Source organism: Variovorax sp. 54 (assembly GCF_002754375.1).
Taxonomy (GTDB): domain Bacteria; phylum Pseudomonadota; class Gammaproteobacteria; order Burkholderiales; family Burkholderiaceae_C; genus Variovorax.
On sequence record NZ_PEFF01000001.1, the window covers coordinates 6,124,289 to 6,148,075 of the forward strand.

The window sequence follows — 23,787 nt, forward strand, 5'->3', positions numbered from 1 at the left end:
TGCAGGATTCGGTGCATTCAATCGGCGCCCAGCCGAAGCCGGCTGGGCAGTCGCTTCTCGATGGCGAACTTCAGGAGCGCCGCGCAGCGGAAGATGCCGTGCGCGAACTTGCCGTAGGGCAGCGTGAGAAAGAGCGCCATCACCACGCCCAGGTGCACGGCGAGCAGCAGCGCCATGAAGCGCGTGTCGCGCCACGCGAGCAGTGCCAGGCCGGTGAGGCTGGTGAGCAGCAGCAGCGCGATGAAGCCGCGGTCCATCGGCCGCTGCGCCGCATCGCCGTGCGCGGCGTGGCGACGCAGGTTCAGCCACAGCAAGCCGACGGGGCCGAGCACGAGGCCGATGCCACCCGCGGTGCCCAAGAGCACGGGCAGGCTCGTGAGCGCATAGGGCGCATGCAGGTCGAACAGGTAGTGGTACAGCGTCGCCACGCAGGTGGAGGCGAAGCACAGCATGAAGCCGTAGAAGGTGAAGTGATGAAAACGCCGGCGCCACAGCGTGAAGCGGTCGTCGGCGTTGTTGCAGCCTTCGCCGTGGCCACCGTCCAGGTAGGTCAGGTGCAACGCGTCGTGCGCGGCTTCGGCGCTCGCTGCGCGGCGCACGCCCGGCAGGTCGGGGGCGTTGCCGGGGTCGTTCGCGGGCGACACCTCGCGCCAGAAGCGGCGCGTGCCCATGGCCAAAGCAAACATCACGAACAGGAACACCGTACCGAACACCAGCGCGAGGAAGTTGTGCGGAAAGATCGCGTAGAAGTTGCCCGCGAGCGGCTCGTGCAGCAGCGAGCCCGACATCGTCACGGCCAGCACGAGGAACAGCGCGAGCCCGCCCGCCAGTGCGAGTGCCACGGTGAGCCCGGCCTTCTTGTAGAGCGCGCCCATCGCGGGCGGCCAGGCGTAGTCGTGGTACGTCTGCAGGCGCACCTGCGCCATCGCCTGCGGCACGTTGACCGCGAACTCGTGCGGCGGTGCGTACTGGCAGGCATGCAGGCACGCGCCGCAGTTGTGGCACAGGTTGGCGAGGTAGTGCGTGTCGGCCTTGCCGAATTCGAGCCGGCGCGTCATCGCGGGGAACACGGCGCAGAAGCCTTCGCAGTAGCGGCAGGCGTTGCAGATCTGCAGGATGCGCGCGACCTCGCCCTCGCTGGCGGTCAACGGCAGCGCGGGCTGGATCGGGATCACGCGCTGCGATGGAGACGGGGTGCTGCCGATGCCGTCGGCATCCGCACGGGCGCGTGCGACGAGGTCAGTGAGCTGCTGCAAGGGCGGTCTCCGGGGAATTCTTCGAATGGTTCTTGGCGGCCTTCGCAGCCTGTGTCCCGGCGATGCGCCCGAAGGCCGTGCCGATGCTCATGCCCACGCCGGCCGTGTAGCCCTTGCCCAGCACATTGCCGGCCATCATTTCGCCGGCCACGAACAAGTTGGGGCTCGGCCGTCCGCCGAAGCGCACGGCCGCGGTCTCGTCGACCTTCAGGCCGAGGTAGGTGAAGGTGATGCCGGGGCGCAGCGGGTAGGCGTAGAAGGGCGCCGTGTCGATCGGCCGCGCCCAGTGCGTCTTGGCGGGCGCGAGGCCTTCGGTGTGGCAGTCGTCCAGCGCGGTGTGGTCGAAACGGCCGACGCGGCAGGCGGCGTTGTAGTCCTGCACGGTGCGCACGAAGGTGGCTTCGTCCAGGCCGATCTTCTGCGCGAGTTCGCCGAGCGTGTTCGCCTGCGTGCCGGTGAACACGGGCGGCATGAAGCGGCCCACCGCCTGCTGGTCGATGACCGACCAGGCGATCTGCCCCGGCTGCTGCGCCACGAGCCGGCCCCAGATCGCATAGCGCTTGGGCCAGAAGTCTTCGCCCTCGTCGTAGAAGCGCTGCGCGTCGCGGTTGACCACCACGCCGAGCGACACGCAATCGATGCGCGTGCAGATGCCGCCGTCGTACAGCGGTGCGCGCGCGTCGATGGCGACCATGTGACCCTGCGACGGATCGCCGATGCTGTCGGCGCCCGCGGCGATCATGTGTTTGAGCAGCACGCCCTGGTTGAAGCGCGTGCCGCGAATGAGGAAGTTGTCGGCCGGCCACTCGCCGCGTTCGTTCTGGCCCCAGGCTTCGCGCAGCCATTCGCGGTTCGATTCGAAACCGCCCGAGGCCAGCACGCAGCTCCTGGCTTCGATGCGCTCGCCGGCCTCGGTGCGCACGGCGACGAAGCGGTCGCCGTCGAGTTCGACCGAGGCCACGGGCGTGTCGTAGCGAATCTGCACGCCGAGCGTTTCGGCGCTGCGAAAGTAGGCGTTGACGAGCGCCTTGCCGCCGCCCATGAAGAAGGCGTTGGTGCGCGCCACGTGCAGCGCACCCGACAGTGGCGGCTGGAAGCGCACGCCGTGGCGGCGCATCCAGTCGCGGCAGTTCGACGAAGCGCGGATCACGAGGCGGGCCAGGTGCTCGTCGGTCAGGCCGCCGGTCACCTTCAAGAGGTCTTGCCAGTACTCCTCTTCAGGGTAGGCCTCGACCAGCACGTCCTGCGGCGCGTCGTGCATGCAGCGCAGGTTGCGGGTGTGCTGCGAATTGCCGCCGCGCCATGCTTTCGGCGAGGCCTCCAGCAGCAGCACCGAAGCGCCGGCCTCGCGCGCCATCAGCGCGGCGCACAGCGCGGCATTGCCGCCACCGACAACCAGTACATCTATCACTCGTGGGTCTCCTTGGAATGCAGGAGACTTTAGGGCGCATGGCCTTCACGCGAAAGGCCGAAAGACGCAACAGGTGTTCAGCTTTCGAGAAGACTTGCGCCGGCCCAGCGGCCTTCGCTGACCAGCGTGCGGGCCGTTTCGGTGACCACCACGCGCGCGGCCAGCGCGGCGGGCGAAAGCTCATCGTCCGACAGGCTCACGAGCAGGTTGCGGCGCCCCACGTGGGCGTCGGAAATCTGCGTGAGCTCGAGGTCGTCGCGGTCGTGCCGCGCGGTGGCGGCGCCGGGCTGGATGGTGGCGCCGTGGCCGGCGCGCACCGCGTCCATCAGCAGCGCCAGGCCGTCGACTTCGGCCACGATGCGCGGCGCCACGCGCGCCCGTGCGAAGGCCGCCATCAGCGTGGCGCGCAGGCCGTGGCTGCCGCTGGGCAGGATCAGCGGCACCTCGGCCAGTTGCGACAGCCGCACCTTCGCACCTTTGGGGCGCGGCGTCAGCGTGGGCGAGGCGATCACGAAGAGCTTTTCGGCCAGCAGCGGCGCCACGCTCCAGCGCCGCGGCGTGTCGGTCTGGAACAGCACGGCCAGGTCGAGCTGGCGCGCATGCAGCATCGTCGTGAGGTGGCCCGACAGCGCCTCGACCATGTGCAGCCGCACCTCGGGGTAGCGCGCCTGCATGGCCTGCATGAGCGGCACGCCCAGCACGGTGGCGGTGGTGGGCGCCAGGCCCACGCTCACATGGCCCGACAGGCGCGCTTGCTGCGCCGCACGCACCGCGTCGTCGGCGTGGCGCAAGGTGAGTTGCGCCTGGTGCAGGAAGGCCAGGCCCGCATCGGTGGGCATGACGCCGGTCGAATGGCGGCGCAGCAGCCGTGTCGAGAGTTCGCTCTCGAGCCGGCTGATCTGCTGGCTCAGCGCAGAGGTCACCACCCCCAGCTCCACGGCCGCGCGGCCCATGCTGCGCAGTTCGCAGACCTTGACGAAGTAGCGCAGTTGTCTCAGTTCCATGCGCGCATCATGGCGCAGGCACGACCGCCGGTTGGCCGCGTCGCAGCAGCAACCATCCGAACAGCGGGGCCGTGATGTACATCACCACCGAGTAGATCGCGGCCGGCAGCGCGAGCGGAAAGCTCCCGAGCACGCTCACCGCGATGAAGATGGCGAGCGTGGAGTTGTGGATGCCGATCTCGTAGCTGATGGCGGTGGCCAGCGGCTTGTCCAGGCCGGCCGCGCGGCTCAGGTAGTAGCCCGCCAGCAGGCTCACGAGATTGAACAGCAGCACCGGCACGCCGATCTCGGCGAAGGTGGAGGTGATGGTCTTCCACTCGTTGGCGATGGCGAGCACCGTGACCACCGCGAGCACGACGCCGCTGAAGATCTTGGTCGGCTTTTCCATGCGCGCCGCGAAGCCGGGCTTGCGCGATGCGACGAACATGCCGATGGCCACCGGCACCAGCACGATGGCGATCACCTCGACCAGCTTGCGCGTCTGCAGCGGCACCACCTGGCCGCTCGGCGCGAAGTGGTTGATGGCCCAGTTGGCGATGAGCGGCAGCGTGACGATCGACAGCAGCGTGTTCACGGCGGTGAGCGAAATGTTCATCGCCACGTTGCCGCCGAACAGGTGCGAGAACAGGTTGGCCGAGATGCCGCCCGGCGAGGCCGCCAGCAGCATGAGCCCGATGGCGAACACCGGCGACAGGCCGAAGCCCACGATGATGGCGTAGCAGGCCAGCGGCAGGCCGATGACCTGCAGCACGAGCGCGAGGGTCACGGCCTTCGGGTGCTTGAACAGGCGCCGGAAGTCTTCGAGTGAGAGCGACAGCCCCAGCCCGAACATCACGAGCGCGAGCGCGCCGAACAGGAACCGGGTCACGATGAGCGTGGTGTCCATGGGGTGGTGTCTCCTCTGTCGTTCTTCTTGAACGCGCTTAAAAAAAAGGCTGCCGGCACCCGTCGCGCGGGCGCTGGCAGCCGTGGAAACCGGGACCGACGCGTGGTCTTATTGTTTGTAGCTGTCGTCGATGCGGTCGAGTTTGCGAATCAGCGAAGGCCAGACGAACATGCCGCCGAGGCCGCCGCTTTGCACCTTCATCGCCTGGCCCACGCCCTCGATGATCTTCGGATTCACGTGCGTGAGTTCGCCGCCACCGGCCTGCGCGGCGATCTGGATCTGGCAGGTGTTCTCGAAGGTGTACATCGAAAGGAAGGCGTCGGCAATGGTCTTGCCGCAGGTCAGCAGTCCGTGGTTGCGCAGCATGAGGAAGTTCGCATGGCCCATGTCGGCCTGCAGGCGCGGCTTCTCGTCGTCGCGGAAGGCCACGCCTTCGTAGTCGTGGTAGGCCAGCGAGGCCAGCACGAAGGTCGATTGCTGGCTGATGGGCAGCACGCCGTTCTTCTGCGCGCTCACCGCGATGCCGGCCTTGGTGTGGGTGTGCAGCACGCACTGGATGTCTTCGCGCGCGGCATGCACGGCGCTGTGGATCACGAAGCCGGCCGGGTTCACCGGGTAGGGCGACTCGATGATCTTGTTGCACTGCTGGTCGACCTTGACCAGGCTCGACGCCGTGATCTCGTCGAACATCAAACCGTAGGGGTTGATCAGGAAGTGGTGCTCGGGGCCGGGCACGCGCGCGCTGATGTGCGTGAACACCAGGTCGCTCCAGCCGTACAGCGCCACGAGGCGGTAGCAGGCGGCGAGGTCGACGCGCAGTTGCCATTCTTCGGCGGAGACGAGCTTCTGGATTTCGGAGGCGGAGGTTGCGTTCATGGTCGTGTGTCCTTTGTCGGGGATCAGGCGGTGGCCTGCTCGGTGAGCACGGTCTTGTAGATGCTCTGCTTGGGCTGCGCCATCAGGCGGCGCAGCATGGGTTCGAATTCGCTGATGGGCAGGGTCTCGGCCTTGGGGTTGAAGGCCGGGTTGTCGTAGAGCGCGCAGAACTCGGCGGTGCGCTCGTAGTGCGGGTGGTCCTTGAAGTTGTCGCGCATGTCGCGGTCCAGCCCGATGTGGTGAAAGAAGTAGTGGCCCTGGAAGATGCCGTGGTTCTGCACCATCCAGTGGTTGGCCTCGCTCACGAAGGGCTTGAGGATGGCGGCGGCAATGTCGGGGTGGTTGAAGGTGCCGAGCGTGTCGCCGATGTCGTGCAGCAGCGCGCACACCACGTACTCCTCGTCGCGGCCGTCGCGCAGCGCGCGCGTGGCGGTCTGCAGCGAGTGCGTGTAGCGGTCGACCGGAAAGCCGCCGTAGTCGCCTTCGAGGATCTGCAGGTGCTTGATCACGCGTGCGGGCAGGCCGCCCGTGAACTGCATGAACTCGCCGCCGATCAGTTGCCAGTCTTCGCGCGTGCTTTCCTGCATGCTCTTGAAACTTGCCCGTGCATTCATCGTGTGCGTCTCCGTTCTTGGGGAATGGCGGTCACTGTAGACCTGCGCTTGACCTTCAACTGTCAAGAATTTGACAATGCAGGCTTCTGGTAAACCCGCCTCGGGTGCCCTTCCTCTCCCTTTCCTCCTCCATGGCCACCTCGACCAAGCCGCGCCTTTCGGCCGCGCACCGCACCGCGCTCGACGGCAACCCGTGGTTCACCAGCATGCCGCGCGCGCAGCGCGACGCGCTGGTGGGCGCGGCCGAATTGCTGCACGTGCGGCGCGGCACGATGGTGTTCCGCCAGGGCGACCCGATCCATGCCGCGGGCGGCGGCTTCTACGGGCTGGTGGCGGGCACCATCAAGATCTCGTCGCTGCGCCAGGACGGGCGCGAGGCCATCCTCGCGGTGCTGGAGCCGGGCAACTGGTTCGGCGAGATCACGCTCATCGACGGCTCGCCGCGCACGCACGACGCCACCGCGCTCGAAGCACTCGACCTGCTGGTGGTGTCGCCCGATGCCTTTGCGCGGCAGATGCGCGACGTGGCGTTTTCGAACGCCATCGCCGCCATGCTGGCCGCGCGCGTGCGCATGCTCTACGGCCTGGCCGAAGACGCCACCTTGCGCAGCCTGCGCGCGCGCGTGGCGCACCGGCTGCTGGTGCTGGCGCGCGGCGACGCCACGCAGTCGGTGCACCTGCGGCACGAACTCATGCTGTCGCAGGAGGCGCTGGCCATGATGCTCGGCGTGACGCGCCAGACGCTGTCGAAGGAACTCAACGCGCTGGCGACCGAGGGCGTGGTGTCGCTGGGCTACGGGCGCATCGAGCTGCTGTCGCTCGACGCGCTGCAGGGGCTGGTGCGCACGGGGTGATGGGCTGATGGTCTTGTCACAACGCGGGCAGGGCGCAGGCGTATAAGACCTTCCCGGCCCGCCATTCCGGCGGCTCGGTGTCTTATTTCTTCACTGGAAGGTGGCGAATCATGAGCAACAACCAACCGACGGTCGTGCTGGTCCATGGTTTCTGGGGCGGCGCGGCGCACTGGCACAACGTCATCGTTGAACTCTTGCGCAAGGGCCACACGGCCATCCGCGCGGTCGAGCTGCCGCTGACCTCGCTGGCCGACGACGCCGAGCGCACACGCAAGATGGTGGCGCAGGTTCAGGGGCCGGTGCTGCTGGTCGGCCACTCGTACGGCGGCGCGGTGATCACGCAGGCCGGCGACATGCCCAACGTGGTCGGGCTGGTCTACATCGCCGCCTTCGCACCCGACGCCGGCGAAAGCCCCGGCGGCATCACGCAGGAGCATCCGCCGGTGGCCGTGCCCAACCTGGCGCCCGACAGCGACGGCTATTTGTGGGTGATCCCCGAGAAATACCACGAGAGCTTCTGCCAGGACCTGAGCGCCGAAGAAGGCCTGGTGATGGGCCTCACGCAGAAGGCGCCGCTGGCCAGCACCTTCGGCGACACCATCACGGCGCCGGCCTGGAAGAAGAAGCCGTCGTGGTACCAGATCTCGAGCGAGGACCGCATGATCTCGCCCGTCAATCAGGAGCGCATGTCGGCGCGGCTGGGCGCGAAGAAGGTCATCACGCTGGCAGCCAGCCATGCCTCGCTGGCCTCGCAGCCGCAGGCCGTGGCGGCGCTCATCGACGAAGCCGCGAGCGCCTGAGGCCGGTTAGGCGCAGCGCTCGGTGCGCTGCGCAGCCGTCGGGCGGGCCCGCCAGCCGAGGAAGGCCACGGCGCAGGCCGCCGCAATCACGATCGCCACGGCCACGCCCATCACCGAGAAAAAAGCCTGGTCGAAGGCCGTGTGCGCGAGCGCCACGAGCTGCGTGGCAATCGGCGCGGGCAGCGTCTCTGCGGCCAGCAGCGCGGCGTCGATGCTGTCGCTCGCCGAGGCCGGCACGGCCAGGCCTTCGGGAATGACCAGCGCGGCCGTGTAGCTCGACGAGAGCACGCTGCCCAGCAGCGCGATGCCCAGCACGCCGCCGAGTTCGTACGACACCTCTTCGATCGACGCCGCCATGCCGGCGTGTTCCACGGGCGCGTTGTTCATGACCGCGTTGGACGCCGCCGTGATGGTCGCCCCCACGCCCAGCCCCAGCAGCACCAGGATGGCCGGCTTGAGCAGGCCTGCGGCATCGACCGCCAGTGCCAGCGCGCACAGCGCCAGCGCCGTGGTGACGAGGCCGCCCAGGATGACGGGGCGCGAGCCGATGCGCGCCAGCAGCAGGCCCGCGAGAGGCCCCGACACGAAGGCTGCCAGCGGCAGCGGCAGCAGGGTGAGACCGGCCTGCAGCGGCGTGAGGCCGACCACCAGCTGCAGCCGCTGGCTGAACACCAGCTCGACACCGATCAGCGCCACCGAGGCCACGATGGCCGCGATCACGCCGCCCGAGAAGTACGCGTTGCGGAACAGGCGGAAGTCGATCAGCGGCGCGCTGCTGCGCCGCTGGCGCCGCACGAAGAGGGCCATGGCCACCACGGCGAGCACGCCGGTGATGGCGGCTGTCGTGACCGAGGGAGCGAACTTCGTGAGCTCCTTGATGGTCAGCACGAGGAAGACCAGCCCGACCAGCACCTGCACCGAGCCGATGAAGTCCCACGGGCGCGTGCCGGTGTTCTTCTGCGTCGGCAGCAGCCACAGGGCCAGCACCAGCGCGAGCACCACCACGGGCACGTTGATGAGAAACACCGAACCCCACCAGAAGTATTCGAGCAGCACGCCGCCCACGACCGGCCCGAGCGCCGCGCCGCCCGAGGCCACCGAGGCCCACACGCCGATGGCCACGGCGCGCTCGCGCTCGTCGGTGAACACCAGCCGCAGGATCGCCAGCGTGGCCGGCATCATCATCGACGCGCCCACGCCCAACAGGGCGCGCGCGGCGATGAGGACGGCCGGGTTCGGCGCGTAGGCCGCGCACAGCGAGGCCACGCCGAACACGGCCAGGCCCGCGACGAACATGCGCCGGTAGCCCACGCGGTCGCCCAGCGCGCCCATGCCCAGCAGGAAGCCGGAGACGACCACGGTGTACGCGTTGAGGATCCACAACTTCTCGGTGGCCGATGCGGCCAGGTCGTGCGTGAGCGTGGGCAGCGCCGTGTAGAGCACGGTCATGTCGACCACGATCAGCAACAGCGCCATCGAGACGATGCCGAGCGTGATCCATTTCTTTGCGGTGGGGTTCAAGCCGTTCATAACGTGGCCCTCCGGTCGTGCGACTGTGCGGTGGTGCCGTCCAGTTCCTTGAGCATCGTGACGGAGACGGTCGTGCAGCCGCGTGCGTGGAAGAAGTCGTGCGCGCGGGTGTTGCCGATGCCGCTTTCGAGAAAGAGGCGCTGGATGCCGCGGCGCTGCAGCTCGGCGCAGACCCAGTCGAACAGCTGCCCGCCCAAGCCCATGCCCTGGAAGCGCGCGTCGACGACGAGGTCGTCGAGCGTCGCGAAGCTGCGCGCGGCGCGGCGGGCGTCGTCGATCGAGACCAGCGCGAAGCCGGCCAGTGCGCCGTCGATTCGCGCGACGGCCACACGCGCGGTGGCCGTGGACGGGTCGAGCGCCAGTGTCTCGCGCAGCTGGGTTTCAAAGAGGCTGGGCAGGTCGGGGCGCCATTCGCCGACGGCCACGGCGCGCTGCTCCTGCAGCTCGGCGTGCGAGATGTAGGCGGGAGAAAGTTGCTGCAGGAACAGGGCGGTCATCGCCTGGGCCTGGGAAGGATCGCTGCACCAGCTCAGTTCGAACGCCGGTGTCGTCTTGTTGTTCACATTCGTCATGGCGCCATCTTGCGTCATTGAAATGAATGAATAAAGATGGAATCGATCTGAAAAATAGATGGGTGACCGAAATGGAATGGACCGTCGATCAATTGCGCCAGTTCGTGACGACCGCCGAATGCGGCTCGTTTTCGGCCGCGGCGCGCCATCTGGGCAAGGCCCAGTCGGCCGTGAGCACCGCCATCGGGCTGCTCGAGGTCGACCTCGGCGTGGCGCTGTTCGACCGCTCGCGCCGCAACGCGCAGTTGTCCGACGCGGGCCGGGTGTTGCTGCTCGAGGCGCGCGAGCTGCTGCGGCAGGCCGAGCAACTCGACCAGCGCGCCCGCTCGCTGCACGAGGGCGACGAGGCCGCGCTGTCGCTGGCGCTGGACGAAGCCCTGCCGTACACCGCCATCGGCACGCTGATGCGCGAGATTTCGGCGAAGTTTCCGAGCCTCGAACTCACGCTGCTGAACGGCACCGCGACCGAGGTGGCCGACTATGTCGAGCAGGAGCGCGCCAGCGCGGCCTTTCACTTCGACCGCGGCCCGGTGCACGCCAGCTTCGACCAGCGCCACATCGGCAGCGTGCGCCAGGGCGTGTTCGTGGCCAGCGACCATCCGTTGGCCGACGGCCGCACGGTGCGGCGCCAGGACCTGGCCCGGCAACGGCAGCTGCTGATGCATGCGGACGACGTGCACGAGGTGGCCTACAGCCCGCGCGTGTGGCGCTCCGACAGCTTCTACAGCACGGCGGAGATGGTGGCCGACAACCTGGGCTGGGCCGTGCTGCCCATCAACATCGCGCGCTACGAGGGCTTCAGCAAGGCGCTGAAGGAAGTGCCTTGCCCCTCGCTGGCGTTGCCGCGGCTGTCGGTGCGCATGCTGTGGCTGCCGGGGCGGCCGCTTGGGGCCACGGCGCTGTATGTGCAGCAGCGCTTTACCGAGCTGCTGGGTGACGGTGCTGTGTGAGGTGCTTCAGCGCAGCACGCGGCCGTCGGCCGAGATGCTGATCAGGTCGATGCTGCGCACGTTGTCGCGCAGGCCCGGGCGCAGGTTGATGCGGAAGCCACCCACGTCGTAGTCGGTCATCGCCGTCATCGTGCGCTGCAGCGTTGCGGTGTTGAAGCCACGGCCCGCGCGGCGCACCGCCTCGCCCGCGGCCTTGGCGGCGATGAAGCCTTCGAGCCCTTCGTACGACGCGGTCTGGTCGGAGTTGTCGACCGCCGCGAGGTACTCCTTGACGATCGGAATGGCCGAGGGGCGCGGCGAGGGCACGACCTGCGAGATCACGATGCCGCCGATGTCCTTGCCCAGCTCGGCGTAGAGCGGGTCGATGCCGACGATCGAGAAGGCCATGAAGTTGCCCGTGTAGCCGCTCTTGCGCAGCGTGCGGATGGCGCTGGCCGTGGTGCCCGAGAGCGACACCAGCACGATGGCCTGGGGCGTCTGCTGCTGCACGGTCTTCAGCGCGGCGTCGAGCTTGTCGGCGCCCGCCGGCACCAGCGCGCTCGCAACCAGCGGCGGCAGCTTGAGTTCGGTGACGGCCTGCTGCACGGCGGCCAGGCCGGCGCGGCCCATGGCGTCGTCGTCGCCCACCAGCGCGATGCGCTTTTGCCCCACGGTGGCGCATTGGCGCACGATCTTGAGGGCCTCGTCGATCATGCCGGGGCGCACATGGAACACGTTCGGGTGCTCGGGGCCGCGCAGCGTGTCGGACGCGGCAAAGGGCGCAAACAGCAGGCTGCCCTGCTGCGTGGCGACCTTGGCGCCGGCCTCGCTGCTGGCGGTGCCGACAAAGCCGAACAGCATGTCGGCCTTGTTCGCACCCAGCAGCGTGCGTGCGTTGGTGGTGGCGCGTGCGGCGTCGTAGCCGTCGTCGAGCTGCAGCAGCTTGAGTTGCAGGCCGGTGGCGGCGTTGCGCGTGTTGAAGTCGCTCACGGCAAGGCGGCTGCCCGCCGCGAAGGCGTTGCCGATCTCGTTGGCGCTGCCCGTGAGGGGCACCGACTGGCCGAGCAAAACGACGCGGGCCCCGGCGCCGCCGGCAGGGCGCGGTGTCTGTGCCAGCAGGGGACGGGTGATACCGAGGCCGCTTCCCAGAAGCAGCGTTGCACAGGCCTTGCCCAGCCATGTCCTGCGAGACGCGTTCATTGGCTTCCCTTTGCTAACAATAGTAAAAAAGTGTAGCAATTTCGGGGCCAGGGCGGAAGGCGCGGGTGCTCCAGAATTGCCCTTATGAAAATGACTGTGTCCTGGGTTCTTGGGGGGGTGTGCGTGGTGCTCGCCGGTTGCGTTGTGTCGCCCCCATCGGAGGTGGTGGAAAAGGCGCTGCCCGCGCCGGCGGTCTTCGTGCCCGTGGCTGCACCGCAGCCGCCGCAACCGATGATCGACCCGCCACCCCTGCCGCCGCCATCGATGATCGAGCCGCCACCGCTGCCACTGGCGGGGCCGCCGATGGCATTGCCGTCGGGGCCGACCCTCATGGCAGCGCCGCGCACCGATCGGCAGGAGGCGGCGGACGCGGTCGTGAAAGACCCGGTGATCCGCCAGCGCCGCTATCCCAAGTACCCGTCCGCACTGGCGGAAGAGGGCATCGAGGGCGTGGTGGTCACCACCTTCTTCGTCGGCGTGGACGGCAAGCCCGAAGACATCCGCGTCGAACGCTCGCCGCACCCGCTGTTGTCGCGGGCGGCGACCGATGCGATCAAGGAGTGGCGCTTCGACCCGGCGCGCACGGCGGACGGGCGTGCGGTGCGCGGCGCGATGCGGCTGCCGTTCCGCTTCCAGCTCGAGTGAGCGGGCGGAGATGACGCGCGCTCAGGCGCGTTTTTCGAACACCAGGTCCCACACGCCGTGGCCCAACTTGAGGCCGCGGTTCTCGAACTTGGTGAGCGGGCGATACGCCGGCTTGTCCGCGTAGCCGGTGTCCGGCGCGGTGTTGCGCAGCAGCGGCTCGGCGCCCAGCACTTCGAGCATCTGCTCGGCGTAGGGCTGCCAGTCGGTGGCGCAGTGGATGTAGCCGCCCGGGCGCAGGTGCTGCGCCAGCTTGGTCACGAACTCGGGCTGGATCAGCCGGCGCTTGTTGTGGCGCTTCTTGTGCCACGGATCGGGAAAGAACACATGCACGCCGGCCAGCGTGCCGGGCTGCAGCATGTGGTCGAGCACGTCGACCGCGTCGTGCGCGCAGATGCGGATGTTCGAAATCGACTGCTCGCCGATGCGCTTGAGCAGCGCACCCACGCCGGGCTCGTGCACTTCGCAGCACAGGAAGTTGGTCTCGGGCAGCACGGTGGCGATGTGCGCCGTGGCCTCGCCCATGCCGAAGCCGATCTCCAGCACCGTCGGGCCGGCGCGGCCGCCGAAGGCCGCCGTGAGGTCGAGCGGTTCGGGCGTGTAGGGAATGAGGAACAGCGGGCCCAGCTCGGCGAAGGCGCGGGCCTGGCCGTCGGTGGTGCGGCCGGCGCGCTTCACGAAGCTCTTGAGGCGGCGATGCAGCGGATGCGGCTTGCCGTCGGTGGCGTCGTCTTCGGGAGGCACGGGCGGAAGGTCGTTGGACACGGTGTCGGGAATGTTCATGAGGGCCGCGAATTGTAGAGATCGCGCCATTCGGGCACCCAGCCGGCCAATGCGGCGGTGCAACCGTCGGCTGCCGTGGGGCGCAGGCCGAGGGCGCGCGCGGCGGTGTCGAGCGCGGTCAATGCGGCTTGCGGCGTGGCGGTGTCGATGGCTGTGGCGCCGTTCTGCTTGGAGAGCTTGTCGCCGTCGGCGCCGCGCACCAGCGGCGTGTGCAGGTAGCTCGGCGTGGGCAGGCCGAGCGCCTGCTGCAGCAGGATCTGGCGCGCGGTGTTGTCGGCCAGGTCTTCGCCGCGCACCACGTCGGTCACGCCCTGTTCGGCGTCGTCGACCACGACGGCGAGCTGATAGGCCCAGGGACCGTCGGCGCGTCGCAGCACGAAGTCGCCGACCTCGCGTTGCACGTCCTGTTGCTGCGGGCCGAGGCGGCGGTCGGTCCAGTGCAGATCGCCGGCCGGCATGCGGTGTGCGGCAAAGCGCCAGGCGCGCGCGGGCTTGCCGTGCAGGCCGTCGCGGCAGGTGCCGGGGTAGACGCGCTCGCCGTGGCGTTCATGCGCATGGCCGAGCCGGGCCAGGGCGAGGTCGATGTCCTTGCGCGAGCAGCCGCAGGGATAGGCGAGGCCACACGCCTGCAGCGCGGTCAGCGCCGCCTCGTAGCGGGCGGCGCGCTGCGTCTGCCACTCGGGCGGTTCGTCGGGGAGCAGGGCGCAATCGGCGAGCTGGCGCAGGATGTGCTCGCCCATGCCGGGCAGGCAGCGCTCGGTGTCGGCGTCCTCGATGCGGATCAGCCAGCGCGCCTGGTCGCCGCGCGCGCGCACATCGAGCCAGCTCGCGAGCGCGGCCACCAGCGAGCCGGCATGCAGCGGGCCGGTGGGCGAGGGCGCAAAGCGGCCGGTGGCGCGCATCCTTTCTTAGAGAGCGGCGAGGGCCAGCGAGAGGCCCGAAACAAAGCCATCTTCCACGCGATGGCCGATGCACCAGTCACCGGCAATGCCGATGCGCGCCTTGGCGTCCCACAGGTGGGTCTGGCCGACCGGCACCTGTGTCTGCGCCTCGGGCCAGCAACGCGCCTGCGCATGGCTGGGCGTGGCGTGGATGCCGGTGATCTCCGAGAAGGCGCGCAGCAGCTTGGCCTCGATGCGCGCGGGCGTGTCGCGCAGGTGTTCTTCCGACCAGGTGGCGCTGGCCTGCAGGGTCCAGCGTTCGACGCGCTCGCGGCCGGGCTTGGACGATTCACGCGCCAGCCATGCCACGCGGTGGTGGGTGCTGCGCGCCACGTTCCATTGCGGGCCGAGGTGCGACATGTTGGCCTGGTTGGCCTGGGGGAAGGCGATCATCAGCGTCCAGCAGGGCGCGATGCGCACGCGGTCGATCTTGCGGCTCAGCGTGGCCGAGCGTTCGCCGTCGGCCAGCAGTTCGCGGGTGCGTGCGGGCGGCACGGCCAGCAGCACGGCGTCGAAGCCGGAGTACACGTGCTGCGAATCGTCGGCACCGGCGGTGCGCAGCTGCCAGCGGGTGGCGTCGAGCGCGTCGGGCTCGATGCGGGTGACCTGGGTGCCGGTGACGAGGTGCTCGCCGAGCGGTGCGGCCCAGTGGGCCACGAGGGCGTCCATGCCGGGCTGGGCGACCCAGTGCGGCTCCAGCGAAGGCAACGCCGCTTCGGCCACGCGGCCGTGGGCGTCGAGCACGCGCACGAGGTTGGCGCTCCAGGGGCGGCACAGCGCGGGCGTGGTGGCCAGCACCTGCGCAAAGCGCGGGTCGCGCACGGTGAAGTATTGGGCGCCGCTGTCGAAGCGGCCGAAGGCGGTGTCGATGCTCGCCATCCGCCCGCCCGTCGTGGCCTCGCGTTCGAACACCGTGACACGGTGCCCGGCCTGCATCAGTGTGCGGGCGCAGGCCACGCCGGCAATGCCGGCGCCGATGACGGCGTAGTGGCGGGCGGCGGCGGGAGTTCGGTGGCGGTCGGCGGTGGCGCGGGCTTTGGCTTTGGGCATGGCGGACTCTTTTCTTTTGACAGGGTGATGACGGAGGAGGCCGTACAGACTCTACCTCGGTCTGCGCACGTCGCCGGGCTGGGGCCGACCCTTACGAGGCCCCGCCCTTGCGTTGCATCAGGCGCTCAACGGCCCCGGTGCCGTTCGAGCAGCGCCTTGCGCGTGCCCTCGTGCTCGAACTGCGCGAGCCACCATTCGAGCGCGCGCCCCGGCTTGCCCGCGCTGCGCACGCGCCATGCGCAATGCATGGTGCCGAGCGGCGGCTGACGTTCGGTCTGCAGTTCGACGAGGTGGCCGGCCTCGATGTACGGCCGCGCCATCGGCTCGGGCAAGAAGCCGCCGCCCAGTCCGTGCAACTGCGCGGCGATCTTGGCCTGCATGCTGGGCACGGTGAGCACGTCCTGTCCGCCGACGAGGTTCACCGTCATGCTCGGCCCGCTGCGCACCGAGTCGGCCGCAGCCACCGCGCGGTGCTGGCGCAGCACCGCATCGCTGATCGGCTGCGGCAGGCGCGCGAGCGGATGGTGCGGCGCCACGGCGAACACGAAGCGCAGCTCGCCGATGGGGCGGCTGCGGATGCCGGTGGCGGTGAAGGCCAGGCTCGCGGCATCGAGCACCGCGCCAATCGCCAGGTCGGCCTCGCCGCTGGTCAGCGCCTCAATGGTGCCGAGCAGGGTTTCGTCGCGCAGCTTCAGGCGCGTGGGCGGGTCGAGCGCGAAGAAGGCGGTGCACAGGTCGAGCAGCGGGTCGCGCGCGATCACGCTGTCCACCGCGATGGTCAGCATCGGCTCCCAGCCGGTGGCCACGCGCTTCACGCGGTTGGCCACGGCGTCGATCTCGCCGAGCAGGCGCGCGGCCTCGCGCAGCAGTTCGGCGCCGGCCTCGGTGAGGCGGGCCTGGCGCGCGCTGCGGTCGAACAGCAGCACGTCGAGCGCGTCTTCGATCTGCCGCACGCGGTAGCTCAGCGCGCTGGGCACGAGGCCGAGCGCGCGCGCGGCGGCGGCAAAGCTGCCGGCGGCCGCCACCGTCTGCAGCATGGCCAGCGCGTCGGGGGTCAGTACGTCTCGGGCGCTGGGCATGGGGCGGGCTCCATCGTTCAAATAATTTGAATGATGCCATCAAAACCCAGCGTCTTTCAGCGGGGGATGGAAGCCCAAAATTCTTCTCATCCGCTGCGCATCCGGCGCGGCCCACGACGAAAGCCCCGGCGCCCGAACCGGGTGGGGCAGCAAGGAGTTCGATATGTTGAAGGTACGCAAATCTCAGGAACGCGGTTATGCCGACCATGGCTGGCTGCGTTCGTTCCACAGCTTTTCCTTCGCGGGGTACTACGATCCGGCCTTCATGGGCTTCGGCAACCTGCGGGTGATCAACGAAGACCGCGTGGCGGCGGGCGCCGGCTTCGGCACCCACGGCCACCGCGACATGGAGATCATCAGCTACGTGCTCTCGGGCGAACTCGCGCACAAGGACAGCATGGGCAACATCGAATCCATTCCGCCGGGTGACGTGCAGCGCATGAGCGCCGGGCGCGGCGTGATGCACAGCGAGTTCAACCACAAGGCCGACGAGACCACGCACTTCCTGCAGATCTGGATCGAGCCCAAGGAACGCGGCATTGCCCCCGGCTACGAGCAGAAGCAGTTCAGCGACGCCGAGAAGCGCGGCAACCTGCGCCTCGTGGCCTCGCCCGACGGCCGCGACGGCTCGGTGACGGTGAACGCCGACGCCCGCCTGTTCGCCGGCCTGTTCGACGGCAGCGAGACCGCAAGCCTGGCGCTCGACCCGCAACGCAAGAGCTACGTGCACCTGGTGCGCGGCGAACTCGAAGTCAACGGCCAGAAGCTCGTGGGCGGCGACGCCGCGATGCTCGAAGGCGAATCGCAGCTCACGCTCGGCGCGGGCACGGATGCCGAAGTGCTGGTGTTCGACCTGGCGGCCTGAGACGGCGTCTTTTTCCTTTCTTTGTTCCTTTCGCTTCAATAACCACCGAGGAGTTTTCACCATGGCCATTTCCACCACAACCACCGCCCCCAACGCCGCCCAGGACACGCTGGCACTCATCGGCCGCGTGCTGCTCGCCGCGCTGTTCGTGCCCGCCGGCTTCGGCAAGCTCATGGGCTTTGCCGGCACCGTGGGGTACATCTCCTCGGTGGGCGCACCGCTGCCGCAGGTGGCGGCGGTCATCGCGATCGTCGTGGAGCTGGGGCTCGGCCTGCTGCTGCTGGTCGGCTTCAAGACGCGCGTGTCGGCGATCGTGCTGGCGATCTTCACCGTGGCCGCGGCCGTGCTGTTCCACAACTACTGGGCAATGCCCGCCGACAAGGCCTTCGTGAACCAGCTGATGTTCTTCAAGAACATCGCGATCGCCGGCGGTCTGCTCGCCTTCGCCGCCTTCGGCGCCGGTCGCTTCAGCATCGATAAGAAATAAGCTCGCCCCCTGGCCGCGCGCACTTCGTGGGCGCGGCCTGCTGAATTCATCGCTTCTTTGAGGAAATCCGTTTCATGGCAAACATCGTCGTTGTCTTCCATTCCGGCTACGGCCACACCCAGCGCGTGGCCCAGGCCGTGGCCGACGGGGCGGGCGCGCAGCTGCTCGCCATCGACGCCGACGGCAACCTGACCGCCGATGGCTGGGAGACGCTGGCCGCGGCCGACACCATCATCTTCGGCTCACCGACCTACATGGGCGGCGTGAGCTGGCAGTTCAAGAAATTCGCCGACGCGTCGTCGAAGGTCTGGTACACGCAAGGCTGGAAAGACAAGCTCTTCGCCGGCTTCACCAACAGCGCCACGATGAACGGCGACAAGGTCACGACCATGACCTACCTGTGGACGCTGGCGATGCAGCACAGCGGCATCTGGGTCAGCATGGGCATCCTGCCGACCAACAACAAGGCGGCCACGCGCGACGCGATGAACTACGTCGGCGGCTACGGCGGCCTGCTCACGCAATCGCCTTCGGATGCGAGCCCGGCCGAGATGCCCAAGGGTGACCTCGAGACGGCACGCGCCTTCGGCGAGCGCATCGGCACGGTGGCAAGATCGCGCGCATAACGCCCCCACCGAACCTCGCCCTCAGGAGAACACGATGACCGACACGATCCCCGAAATTCAATTGCTGCGACCCCACGACAAGGACCTGGGCGGTGGCTTCAACGTGCGCCGTGTGCTGCCGGCGGCGCAGCGTCGCTCGGTCGGGCCCTTCGTGTTCTTCGACCACTTCGGTCCGGCCACCGAGCAGCCCGGCAACGCGCACGACGTGCGGCCGCATCCGCACATCGGGCTGGCGACGGTCACCTATCTGTTCGAGGGCGCGATGATGCACCGCGACAGCCTCGGCAGCGTGCAGGAAATCCAGCCCGGCGCCATCAACTGGATGACCGCGGGGCGCGGCATCGTGCACTCCGAGCGCAAGCCCGAGCGCCTGCTGGCCGATACCTTCGTGAACCACGGCCTGCAGCTGTGGGCCGCGCTGCCGCAGGCCCATGAAGAGGTCGAGCCCAGCTTCGAGCACACGCCGGCCGAGGCGATTCCCGAGCTGACGGTGCAGGGCGTGCCGGTGCGCGTGCTGGTGGGCGAGGCCTTCGGCGTGCGCTCGCCGGTGAAGACGCTGGCGCAGACGGTCTACCTCGATATCGCGCTGCCGGCTGGCGGCCGTTTCGAGCTGCCCGTGTTGGCGCCCGAGCTGGCGGTCTACATGGTGGACGGCGATGCGCTGGTGAACGGTGAGCTGGCGCCCGCCCACACGATGGCGGTGCTGCCTGACGGGCAGGGCGCGGTGCTGAGTGCCGACACGGCGGTGCGCCTGATGGTGATCGGCGGCGAGCCGCTCGACGGCCCGCGCTACATCACCTGGAATTTCGTTTCGAGCCGGCGTGAGCGCATCCTCGAGGCCGGTGCCGACTGGGCCGCGCAGCGCATGGGCCAGGTGCCCGGCGAGACCGAGTTCATTCCGCTGCCGGGCAAGCCCTTCGGCGTGCGCGAGCCCGACACGGGCACCACGCCGGTCTGACCCCGCTGTTTACTGCTTGATGCCGATGTCCGGGTCTTCCGAGGCCCGGGCACTGGCATCGGAGGCGCGCGCGCTGAGGTCGGGTGCCAGGGCCCGGCGGCCGTCGAACACGAAGCAGTCGCCGTGGTAGTGCGCGCCGCCGACGTCCTCGAAGTACTTGAGGATGCCGCCTTCGAGCTGCAGCACGTGCTCCACGCCTTCCTCGCGCATGAGGATGGCCGCCTTCTCGCAGCGGATGCCGCCGGTGCAGAAGCTCACCACCGTCTTGCCTTCGAAGTCGGCGCGGTGCGCTTTCAATGCGGGCGGGAACTCGGTGAACTTGGTGATGCGCCAGTCGACCGCGCCGTCGAAGGTGCCTTCGTCGACTTCGAAGTCGTTGCGCGTGTCCAGCATCACGATCTCGCGGCCCTCGTCGTCGTGGCCCTGGTCGAGCCAGCGCTTGAGCGTGGGCGCGTCCACGCCGGGCGCACGGCCGGCGGCGGGCTGGATGGCCGGGTGGTCCATGCGGATGATCTCGCGCTTGAGCTTCACCAGCATGCGCCGGAAGGGCTGCGTGGCCGACCAGCTTTCCTTGGTTTCGAGGTCGGCAAAGCGCGCATCGGCACGCAGGTCGGCCAGGAAGGCGTGGATGGCCTGCGCCGTCCCCGCCAGAAACAGGTTGATACCTTCGGGCGCCAGCAGGATGGTGCCCATGAGGCCCAGGGCCTGCGCGCGGTCGCGCAGGGTCTCACGCAGCACGGGGCTGTCGTTGATGCCCACGAACTTGTAGGCGGCGATATTCAAAATCTCTTGCACGGGGCGGGATTGTAGGGATCACCGCACCACATGGTGGGGTGGCGCTTCCTACAATCGACGGATGTTTGTTCACCTGCGTCTGCACACCGAGTTTTCCGTCGTCGATGGCACGAATCGAATCGACGAAGTCATCAAGGTCGCCGCTGCCGACAAGCAGCCCGCGCTGGCCATCACCGACCTGAACAACCTGTTCGGGACGGTCAAGTTCTACAAGCAGGGCCGGGGCAAGGGCGTCAAGCCCGTCATCGGCGCTGAAATCTTCATCGACGGGCTGGGCAAGGAGCCCGGCGCGCTGACCCGCCTCATCCTGCTGGTGCAGAGCATCGAGGGCTACCTCAACCTGTCGGAGCTGCTGGCCCGCGCCTGGACACAGAACGTGAGCCGCGGCCAGTCGCAGGCGGCCTGCAAGCTCGAATGGCTGCAGGAACTGCAGGGCGGGCTGATCGCGCTGTCGGGCGCACAGGCCGGGCCGCTGGGCCAGCCGCTGCTGCAAGGCCAGGAAGAGCGCGCCGCCGAGCTGGCGCTGCAGCTCGCGGGCATGTTCCCGCACCGTTTCTACATCGAGCTGCAACGCGCCGGCCGCCCTGAAGACGAACCGCACGTGATTGCCGCAGTGAAGCTCGCCGCCCGCCTGAAGCTGCCGGTGGTCGCCACGCACCCGGTGCAGTTCGCCGAACGCCAGGACTACGAAGCGCATGAGGCGCGCGTGTGCATTTCCGAAGGCGAAATTCTGGGCAACCCGCGCCGCGTGCGCAAGTTCACCGAAGAGCAGTACTTCAAGTCGAGCGCCGAGATGCAGGCGCTGTTCGCCGACGTGCCGAGCGCGCTGGCCAACACGGTCGAGATCGCCAAGCGCTGCAACCTGACGCTGGTGCTCGGCAAGCCGCAACTGCCCGACTTCCCGACGCCCTTCATCAGCGAAGGCGTGCGCATGCCGATCGGCGAGTTCTTCCGCCAGGAGTCGTTCGACGGGCTGGAGGTGCGGCTGAAGCACCTGTTCCCCGACGAAGCCAAGCGTGAGGCTGAGCGGGCGCGCTACGTGGAGCGCCTCGAGTTCGAGATCAACACGATCCTGAACATGGGCTTCCCCGGCTACTTCCTGATCGTGGGCGACTTCATCAAGTGGGCCAAGGAAAACGGCTGCCCCGTGGGGCCGGGCCGGGGCTCGGGTGCAGGCTCGCTCGTGGCCTACGCGCTGAAGATCACCGACCTCGACCCGCTCGAATACAAGCTGCTGTTCGAACGTTTCCTGAACCCCGAACGCGTCTCGATGCCCGACTTCGACATCGACTTCTGCCAGGGCAACCGGGACCGCGTGATCGACTACGTGAAGGACAAGTACGGCCGCAACGCCGTGAGCCAGATCGCCACCTTCGGCACCATGGCCGCGCGCGCGGCCATCCGCGACGTGGGCCGCGTGCTCGACATGAGCTACATGTTCTGCGACGGCATCAGCAAGCTGATTCCGAACAAGCCGGGCATGTCGGTCACGCTGCAGTACCCGCCCGCGACCAAGATCGAAGGCGACAAGAACAACTACGCCATCGAGATGGAGCCGCAACTGGCGGAGCGCATCGAGAAGGAAGAAGAAGTCCGCATGCTGGTCGAGCTCGCGCAGAAGCTCGAAGGCATGACCCGCAACATCGGCATGCACGCCGGCGGCGTGCTCATTGCGCCGGGCAAGCTCACCGACTTCTGCCCGCTGTACCAGCAGCCCGGCAGCGAATCGGCCGTGAGCCAGTACGACAAGGACGACGTCGAAGCCATCGGCCTCGTGAAGTTCGACTTCTTGGGTCTTGCGACGCTCACCATCCTGGAGATTGCGCGCGAGTTCATCATGAAGCGCCACAAGAGCCAGGAGAACTTCGCGTTCGAGAACATCCCGCTGAACGACGGACCGACCTACCGCCTGTTCTCCGACGGCAAGACCGAGGCCGTGTTCCAGTTCGAATCCCGCGGCATGCAGGGCATGCTGAAAGATGCGCGGCCCACGCGCCTGGAAGATCTGATCGCGCTGAACGCGCTGTACCGTCCGGGCCCGATGGACCTGATTCCCAGCTTCGTGGCGCGCAAGCACGGCCGCGAAGACGTGGAGTACCCGCACCCGGCCGTGGCCGAAATGCTCTCCGAGACCTACGGGATCATGGTCTACCAGGAGCAGGTGATGCAGACCGCGCAGATCCTGGGCGGTTACTCGCTCGGCGGCGCCGACTTGCTTCGCCGCGCGATGGGCAAGAAGAAGCTCGAGGAAATGGCCGAGCACCGCGAGAAGTTCCGCGCGGGCGCCCTGGCCACGCACGGCATCGTGCAGGACAAGGCCGACGAAATCTTCGACTTGATGGAGAAGTTCGCGGGCTACGGCTTCAACAAGTCGCACGCCGCCGCCTACTCGCTGCTGGCGTACCACACGGGCTGGCTCAAGGTCCATTACACGGCCGAGTTCTTCTGCGCCAATATGACCGTGGAAATGGACGACACGGACAAGCTGAAGCTCTTGTTCGAAGACGCCCAGAAGAACTTCAACATCACCTTCGAGCCGCCGGACGTGAACCGCGGCAACTACCGCTTCGAGCCGGTCACCAACCGGATCATCCGCTACGGCCTGGGCGCCGTGAAGGGCACGGGCCAGCTCGCGGTCGAGGCCGTGGTGCGCGCGCGCGAAGAGGGCGGGCCGTTCAAGAGCCTGTACGACTTCTGCGTGCGCATCGACCGCCAGCGCATCAACAAGCGCACGGTCGAAGCGCTCATCAAGGCCGGCGCGTTCGACGCGATCCAGCAGAACCGCGCGTCGCTCATCGCCTCGGTCGATCGTGCCTTCGAGTTCGCCATTGCCACCGCGGCCAACGCCTCGCAGGTCGATATCTTCGGCGACTGCGAGCACGGTTCGGCCACGCAGGAACCCGACCTGGTCGATGCCACGCCCTGGGGCGTGAAGGAGCGCCTGACCTTCGAGAAGACCGCCGTCGGCTTCTACCTGTCGGGCCACCTGTTCGACGAGGTCTCGCACGAGGTGCGGCGCTTCTGCAAGCGCGAGATCGGCGACCTGCTCGACAGCCGCGACCCGCAGGTCATTGCCGGCATCGTGAGCGACTTCCGCGTCATCAACGGCCAGCGCGGCCGGCTGGCGATCTTCAAGCTCGACGACAAGTCGGAGTCCATCGACGCCACGGCCGACGAGGCGCTCATCAACGCCAACCGCAACACGCTGAAGGACGACGAGCTCGTCATCGTGAGCGGCAAGCTGCAGCCCGCGCGCGGCGGCTTCGAGGCGCGCTTCCAGGTGCAGCAGGTGTGGGACCTGGCTTCGGCGCGCTGCCGCTTCGGCAAGTTCCTGCGCGTGGCGGTCAACGGCAAGGTGCCCGAGATCGCGCGCCTCCTGAAAGACTTTCCGGCGCGCACCGAGCAGACCGAGGTCGGTGACCTGGTGCACGGCCTGCCCGTGCGCCTGTCGATGGCGCGGGGCGGGGCACAGGTCGAGTTGCAACTGGGCGAGCGCGCGAAGTTCTTCCCGACCGATGCGGCGCTCGCGAGCTGGACCGCGCAGGCGGAAGCCGGCAAGGCGCAGGTCATCTACGATTGATCGGATCGCGCGGGCCGGCGGGGAACCTCGGGGCCTTCGTGCGGTCCAT

The 23,787-nt window shown here is 68.4% G+C and carries 23 protein-coding genes; 9 read left to right on the forward strand and 14 right to left on the reverse strand.

All coding sequences use genetic code 11. The features are described 5' to 3' along the window. Positions 1–17: 17 nt before the first annotated feature. The 6 genes from tcuB to CLU95_RS28060 all read right to left on the reverse strand — a co-directional run bounded on the left by tcuB (position 18) and on the right by CLU95_RS28060 (position 6,047). Positions 18–1,256 (reverse strand): tricarballylate utilization 4Fe-4S protein TcuB, encoded by a 1,239-nt coding sequence (tcuB, locus tag CLU95_RS28035; RefSeq protein WP_099796616.1) that lies wholly within the window; start codon positions 1,254–1,256, stop codon positions 18–20. Beyond that, a complete protein-coding gene (gene tcuA / locus CLU95_RS28040; protein WP_099796617.1) occupies positions 1,240–2,667 on the reverse strand; it encodes an FAD-dependent tricarballylate dehydrogenase TcuA in 1,428 nt (475 codons plus the stop codon). The genes tcuB and tcuA overlap by 17 nt, the downstream gene beginning before the upstream one ends. Positions 2,668–2,744: 77 nt before the next feature. Further along, positions 2,745–3,671, reverse strand: coding sequence for a LysR family transcriptional regulator (locus CLU95_RS28045; protein WP_099796618.1), 927 nt, complete (start codon positions 3,669–3,671; stop codon positions 2,745–2,747). A 7-nt stretch (positions 3,672–3,678) separates the two neighbouring features. Continuing rightward, complete coding sequence (locus CLU95_RS28050) at positions 3,679–4,557, reverse strand: bile acid:sodium symporter family protein (protein WP_099796619.1); 879 nt, start codon at positions 4,555–4,557, stop codon at positions 3,679–3,681. 108 nt (positions 4,558–4,665) lie between these two features. Continuing rightward, on the reverse strand, positions 4,666–5,433 hold the full coding sequence (locus CLU95_RS28055) for a class II aldolase/adducin family protein (protein ID WP_099796620.1): 768 nt from the start codon (positions 5,431–5,433) through the stop codon (positions 4,666–4,668). Positions 5,434–5,456: 23 nt separating this feature from the next. Next, on the reverse strand, positions 5,457–6,047 hold the full coding sequence (locus CLU95_RS28060; RefSeq protein ID WP_099796621.1) for an HD domain-containing protein: 591 nt from the start codon (positions 6,045–6,047) through the stop codon (positions 5,457–5,459). Positions 6,048–6,178: 131 nt separating this feature from the next. Between CLU95_RS28060 and CLU95_RS28065 the strand changes: the two genes are divergently transcribed. Both CLU95_RS28065 and CLU95_RS28070 read left to right on the forward strand, forming a co-directional pair. Continuing rightward, positions 6,179–6,901: a Crp/Fnr family transcriptional regulator gene (locus CLU95_RS28065; protein ID WP_099796622.1), complete on the forward strand. Its 723-nt coding sequence runs from the start codon at positions 6,179–6,181 to the stop codon at positions 6,899–6,901. A gap of 110 nt (positions 6,902–7,011) precedes the next feature. Then, on the forward strand, positions 7,012–7,701 hold the full coding sequence (locus CLU95_RS28070; RefSeq protein WP_099796623.1) for an alpha/beta hydrolase: 690 nt from the start codon (positions 7,012–7,014) through the stop codon (positions 7,699–7,701). Between the two features lie 6 nt (positions 7,702–7,707). Here the strand turns inward: CLU95_RS28070 and CLU95_RS28075 are convergent, their stop codons facing one another. Further along, entirely contained in the window at positions 7,708–9,231 is a 1,524-nt protein-coding gene (locus tag CLU95_RS28075; protein ID WP_099796624.1) for an MFS transporter, read from the reverse strand. Beyond that, the gene (locus tag CLU95_RS28080) at positions 9,228–9,803 is read right to left on the reverse strand and encodes a GNAT family N-acetyltransferase (RefSeq protein WP_180288687.1); all 576 of its coding nucleotides are present in this window, start codon (positions 9,801–9,803) and stop codon (positions 9,228–9,230) included. Before CLU95_RS28080 ends, CLU95_RS28075 begins: the two co-directional genes overlap by 4 nt. Before the next feature lie 71 nt (positions 9,804–9,874). On the opposite strand from CLU95_RS28080, the gene CLU95_RS28085 reads away from it, so the two are divergent. Further along, positions 9,875–10,753: a LysR family transcriptional regulator gene (locus tag CLU95_RS28085; RefSeq protein ID WP_099796626.1), complete on the forward strand. Its 879-nt coding sequence runs from the start codon at positions 9,875–9,877 to the stop codon at positions 10,751–10,753. Between the two features lie 6 nt (positions 10,754–10,759). On the opposite strand, the gene CLU95_RS28090 is transcribed toward CLU95_RS28085, so the two are convergent. Continuing rightward, positions 10,760–11,932, reverse strand: coding sequence for an ABC transporter substrate-binding protein (locus tag CLU95_RS28090; RefSeq protein WP_099796627.1), 1,173 nt, complete (start codon positions 11,930–11,932; stop codon positions 10,760–10,762). A gap of 144 nt (positions 11,933–12,076) precedes the next feature. Between CLU95_RS28090 and CLU95_RS28095 the strand changes: the two genes are divergently transcribed. Continuing rightward, a complete protein-coding gene (locus CLU95_RS28095) occupies positions 12,077–12,577 on the forward strand; it encodes an energy transducer TonB (protein WP_180288688.1) in 501 nt (166 codons plus the stop codon). Positions 12,578–12,598: 21 nt separating this feature from the next. Here the strand turns inward: CLU95_RS28095 and trmB are convergent, their stop codons facing one another. From trmB to CLU95_RS28115, 4 genes are all read right to left on the reverse strand, one after another. After that, entirely contained in the window at positions 12,599–13,357 is a 759-nt protein-coding gene (gene trmB, locus CLU95_RS28100; RefSeq protein WP_099796629.1) for a tRNA (guanosine(46)-N7)-methyltransferase TrmB, read from the reverse strand. Further along, a complete protein-coding gene (gluQRS, locus tag CLU95_RS28105) occupies positions 13,354–14,259 on the reverse strand; it encodes a tRNA glutamyl-Q(34) synthetase GluQRS (protein ID WP_099796630.1) in 906 nt (301 codons plus the stop codon). The genes trmB and gluQRS overlap by 4 nt, the downstream gene beginning before the upstream one ends. 6 nt (positions 14,260–14,265) lie before the next feature. Beyond that, on the reverse strand, positions 14,266–15,348 hold the full coding sequence (locus CLU95_RS28110; protein ID WP_099796631.1) for an NAD(P)/FAD-dependent oxidoreductase: 1,083 nt from the start codon (positions 15,346–15,348) through the stop codon (positions 14,266–14,268). A 125-nt stretch (positions 15,349–15,473) separates the two neighbouring features. After that, a complete protein-coding gene (locus CLU95_RS28115; RefSeq protein ID WP_099796632.1) occupies positions 15,474–16,427 on the reverse strand; it encodes a LysR substrate-binding domain-containing protein in 954 nt (317 codons plus the stop codon). A 163-nt stretch (positions 16,428–16,590) separates the two neighbouring features. On the opposite strand from CLU95_RS28115, the gene CLU95_RS28120 reads away from it, so the two are divergent. From CLU95_RS28120 to CLU95_RS28135, 4 genes are all read left to right on the forward strand, one after another. After that, positions 16,591–17,292 (forward strand): pirin family protein, encoded by a 702-nt coding sequence (locus CLU95_RS28120; protein WP_099796633.1) that lies wholly within the window; start codon positions 16,591–16,593, stop codon positions 17,290–17,292. 61 nt (positions 17,293–17,353) lie between these two features. After that, positions 17,354–17,779 (forward strand): DoxX family protein, encoded by a 426-nt coding sequence (locus tag CLU95_RS28125; RefSeq protein WP_180288689.1) that lies wholly within the window; start codon positions 17,354–17,356, stop codon positions 17,777–17,779. Between the two features lie 74 nt (positions 17,780–17,853). Next, positions 17,854–18,405, forward strand: coding sequence for a flavodoxin family protein (locus CLU95_RS28130; RefSeq protein ID WP_099796634.1), 552 nt, complete (start codon positions 17,854–17,856; stop codon positions 18,403–18,405). Positions 18,406–18,439: 34 nt separating this feature from the next. After that, on the forward strand, positions 18,440–19,363 hold the full coding sequence (locus CLU95_RS28135) for a pirin family protein (RefSeq protein WP_099796635.1): 924 nt from the start codon (positions 18,440–18,442) through the stop codon (positions 19,361–19,363). A 9-nt stretch (positions 19,364–19,372) separates the two neighbouring features. Here the strand turns inward: CLU95_RS28135 and CLU95_RS28140 are convergent, their stop codons facing one another. After that, positions 19,373–20,158, reverse strand: coding sequence for a sulfurtransferase (locus CLU95_RS28140; RefSeq protein ID WP_099796636.1), 786 nt, complete (start codon positions 20,156–20,158; stop codon positions 19,373–19,375). Between the two features lie 61 nt (positions 20,159–20,219). On the opposite strand from CLU95_RS28140, the gene dnaE reads away from it, so the two are divergent. Beyond that, positions 20,220–23,738: a DNA polymerase III subunit alpha gene (dnaE, locus tag CLU95_RS28145; protein ID WP_099796637.1), complete on the forward strand. Its 3,519-nt coding sequence runs from the start codon at positions 20,220–20,222 to the stop codon at positions 23,736–23,738. Positions 23,739–23,787 lie beyond the last annotated feature (49 nt).

Coding starts and splice junctions, on each gene's coding strand:
- CLU95_RS28045 (WP_099796618.1), bottom strand. CDS start 3,671: ATGGAACTGAGACAACTGCGCTACTTCGTCAAGGTCTGCGAACTGCGC.
- CLU95_RS28050 (WP_099796619.1), bottom strand. CDS start 4,557: ATGGACACCACGCTCATCGTGACCCGGTTCCTGTTCGGCGCGCTCGCG.
- CLU95_RS28055 (WP_099796620.1), bottom strand. CDS start 5,433: ATGAACGCAACCTCCGCCTCCGAAATCCAGAAGCTCGTCTCCGCCGAA.
- CLU95_RS28060 (WP_099796621.1), bottom strand. CDS start 6,047: ATGAATGCACGGGCAAGTTTCAAGAGCATGCAGGAAAGCACGCGCGAA.
- CLU95_RS28065 (WP_099796622.1), top strand. CDS start 6,179: ATGGCCACCTCGACCAAGCCGCGCCTTTCGGCCGCGCACCGCACCGCG.
- CLU95_RS28070 (WP_099796623.1), top strand. CDS start 7,012: ATGAGCAACAACCAACCGACGGTCGTGCTGGTCCATGGTTTCTGGGGC.
- CLU95_RS28075 (WP_099796624.1), bottom strand. CDS start 9,231: ATGAACGGCTTGAACCCCACCGCAAAGAAATGGATCACGCTCGGCATC.
- CLU95_RS28080 (WP_180288687.1), bottom strand. CDS start 9,803: ATGACGAATGTGAACAACAAGACGACACCGGCGTTCGAACTGAGCTGG.
- CLU95_RS28085 (WP_099796626.1), top strand. CDS start 9,875: ATGGAATGGACCGTCGATCAATTGCGCCAGTTCGTGACGACCGCCGAA.
- CLU95_RS28090 (WP_099796627.1), bottom strand. CDS start 11,932: ATGAACGCGTCTCGCAGGACATGGCTGGGCAAGGCCTGTGCAACGCTG.
- trmB (WP_099796629.1), bottom strand. CDS start 13,357: ATGAACATTCCCGACACCGTGTCCAACGACCTTCCGCCCGTGCCTCCC.
- gluQRS (WP_099796630.1), bottom strand. CDS start 14,259: ATGCGCGCCACCGGCCGCTTTGCGCCCTCGCCCACCGGCCCGCTGCAT.
- CLU95_RS28110 (WP_099796631.1), bottom strand. CDS start 15,348: ATGCCCAAAGCCAAAGCCCGCGCCACCGCCGACCGCCACCGAACTCCC.
- CLU95_RS28115 (WP_099796632.1), bottom strand. CDS start 16,427: ATGCCCAGCGCCCGAGACGTACTGACCCCCGACGCGCTGGCCATGCTG.
- CLU95_RS28120 (WP_099796633.1), top strand. CDS start 16,591: ATGTTGAAGGTACGCAAATCTCAGGAACGCGGTTATGCCGACCATGGC.
- CLU95_RS28125 (WP_180288689.1), top strand. CDS start 17,354: ATGGCCATTTCCACCACAACCACCGCCCCCAACGCCGCCCAGGACACG.
- CLU95_RS28130 (WP_099796634.1), top strand. CDS start 17,854: ATGGCAAACATCGTCGTTGTCTTCCATTCCGGCTACGGCCACACCCAG.
- CLU95_RS28135 (WP_099796635.1), top strand. CDS start 18,440: ATGACCGACACGATCCCCGAAATTCAATTGCTGCGACCCCACGACAAG.
- dnaE (WP_099796637.1), top strand. CDS start 20,220: ATGTTTGTTCACCTGCGTCTGCACACCGAGTTTTCCGTCGTCGATGGC.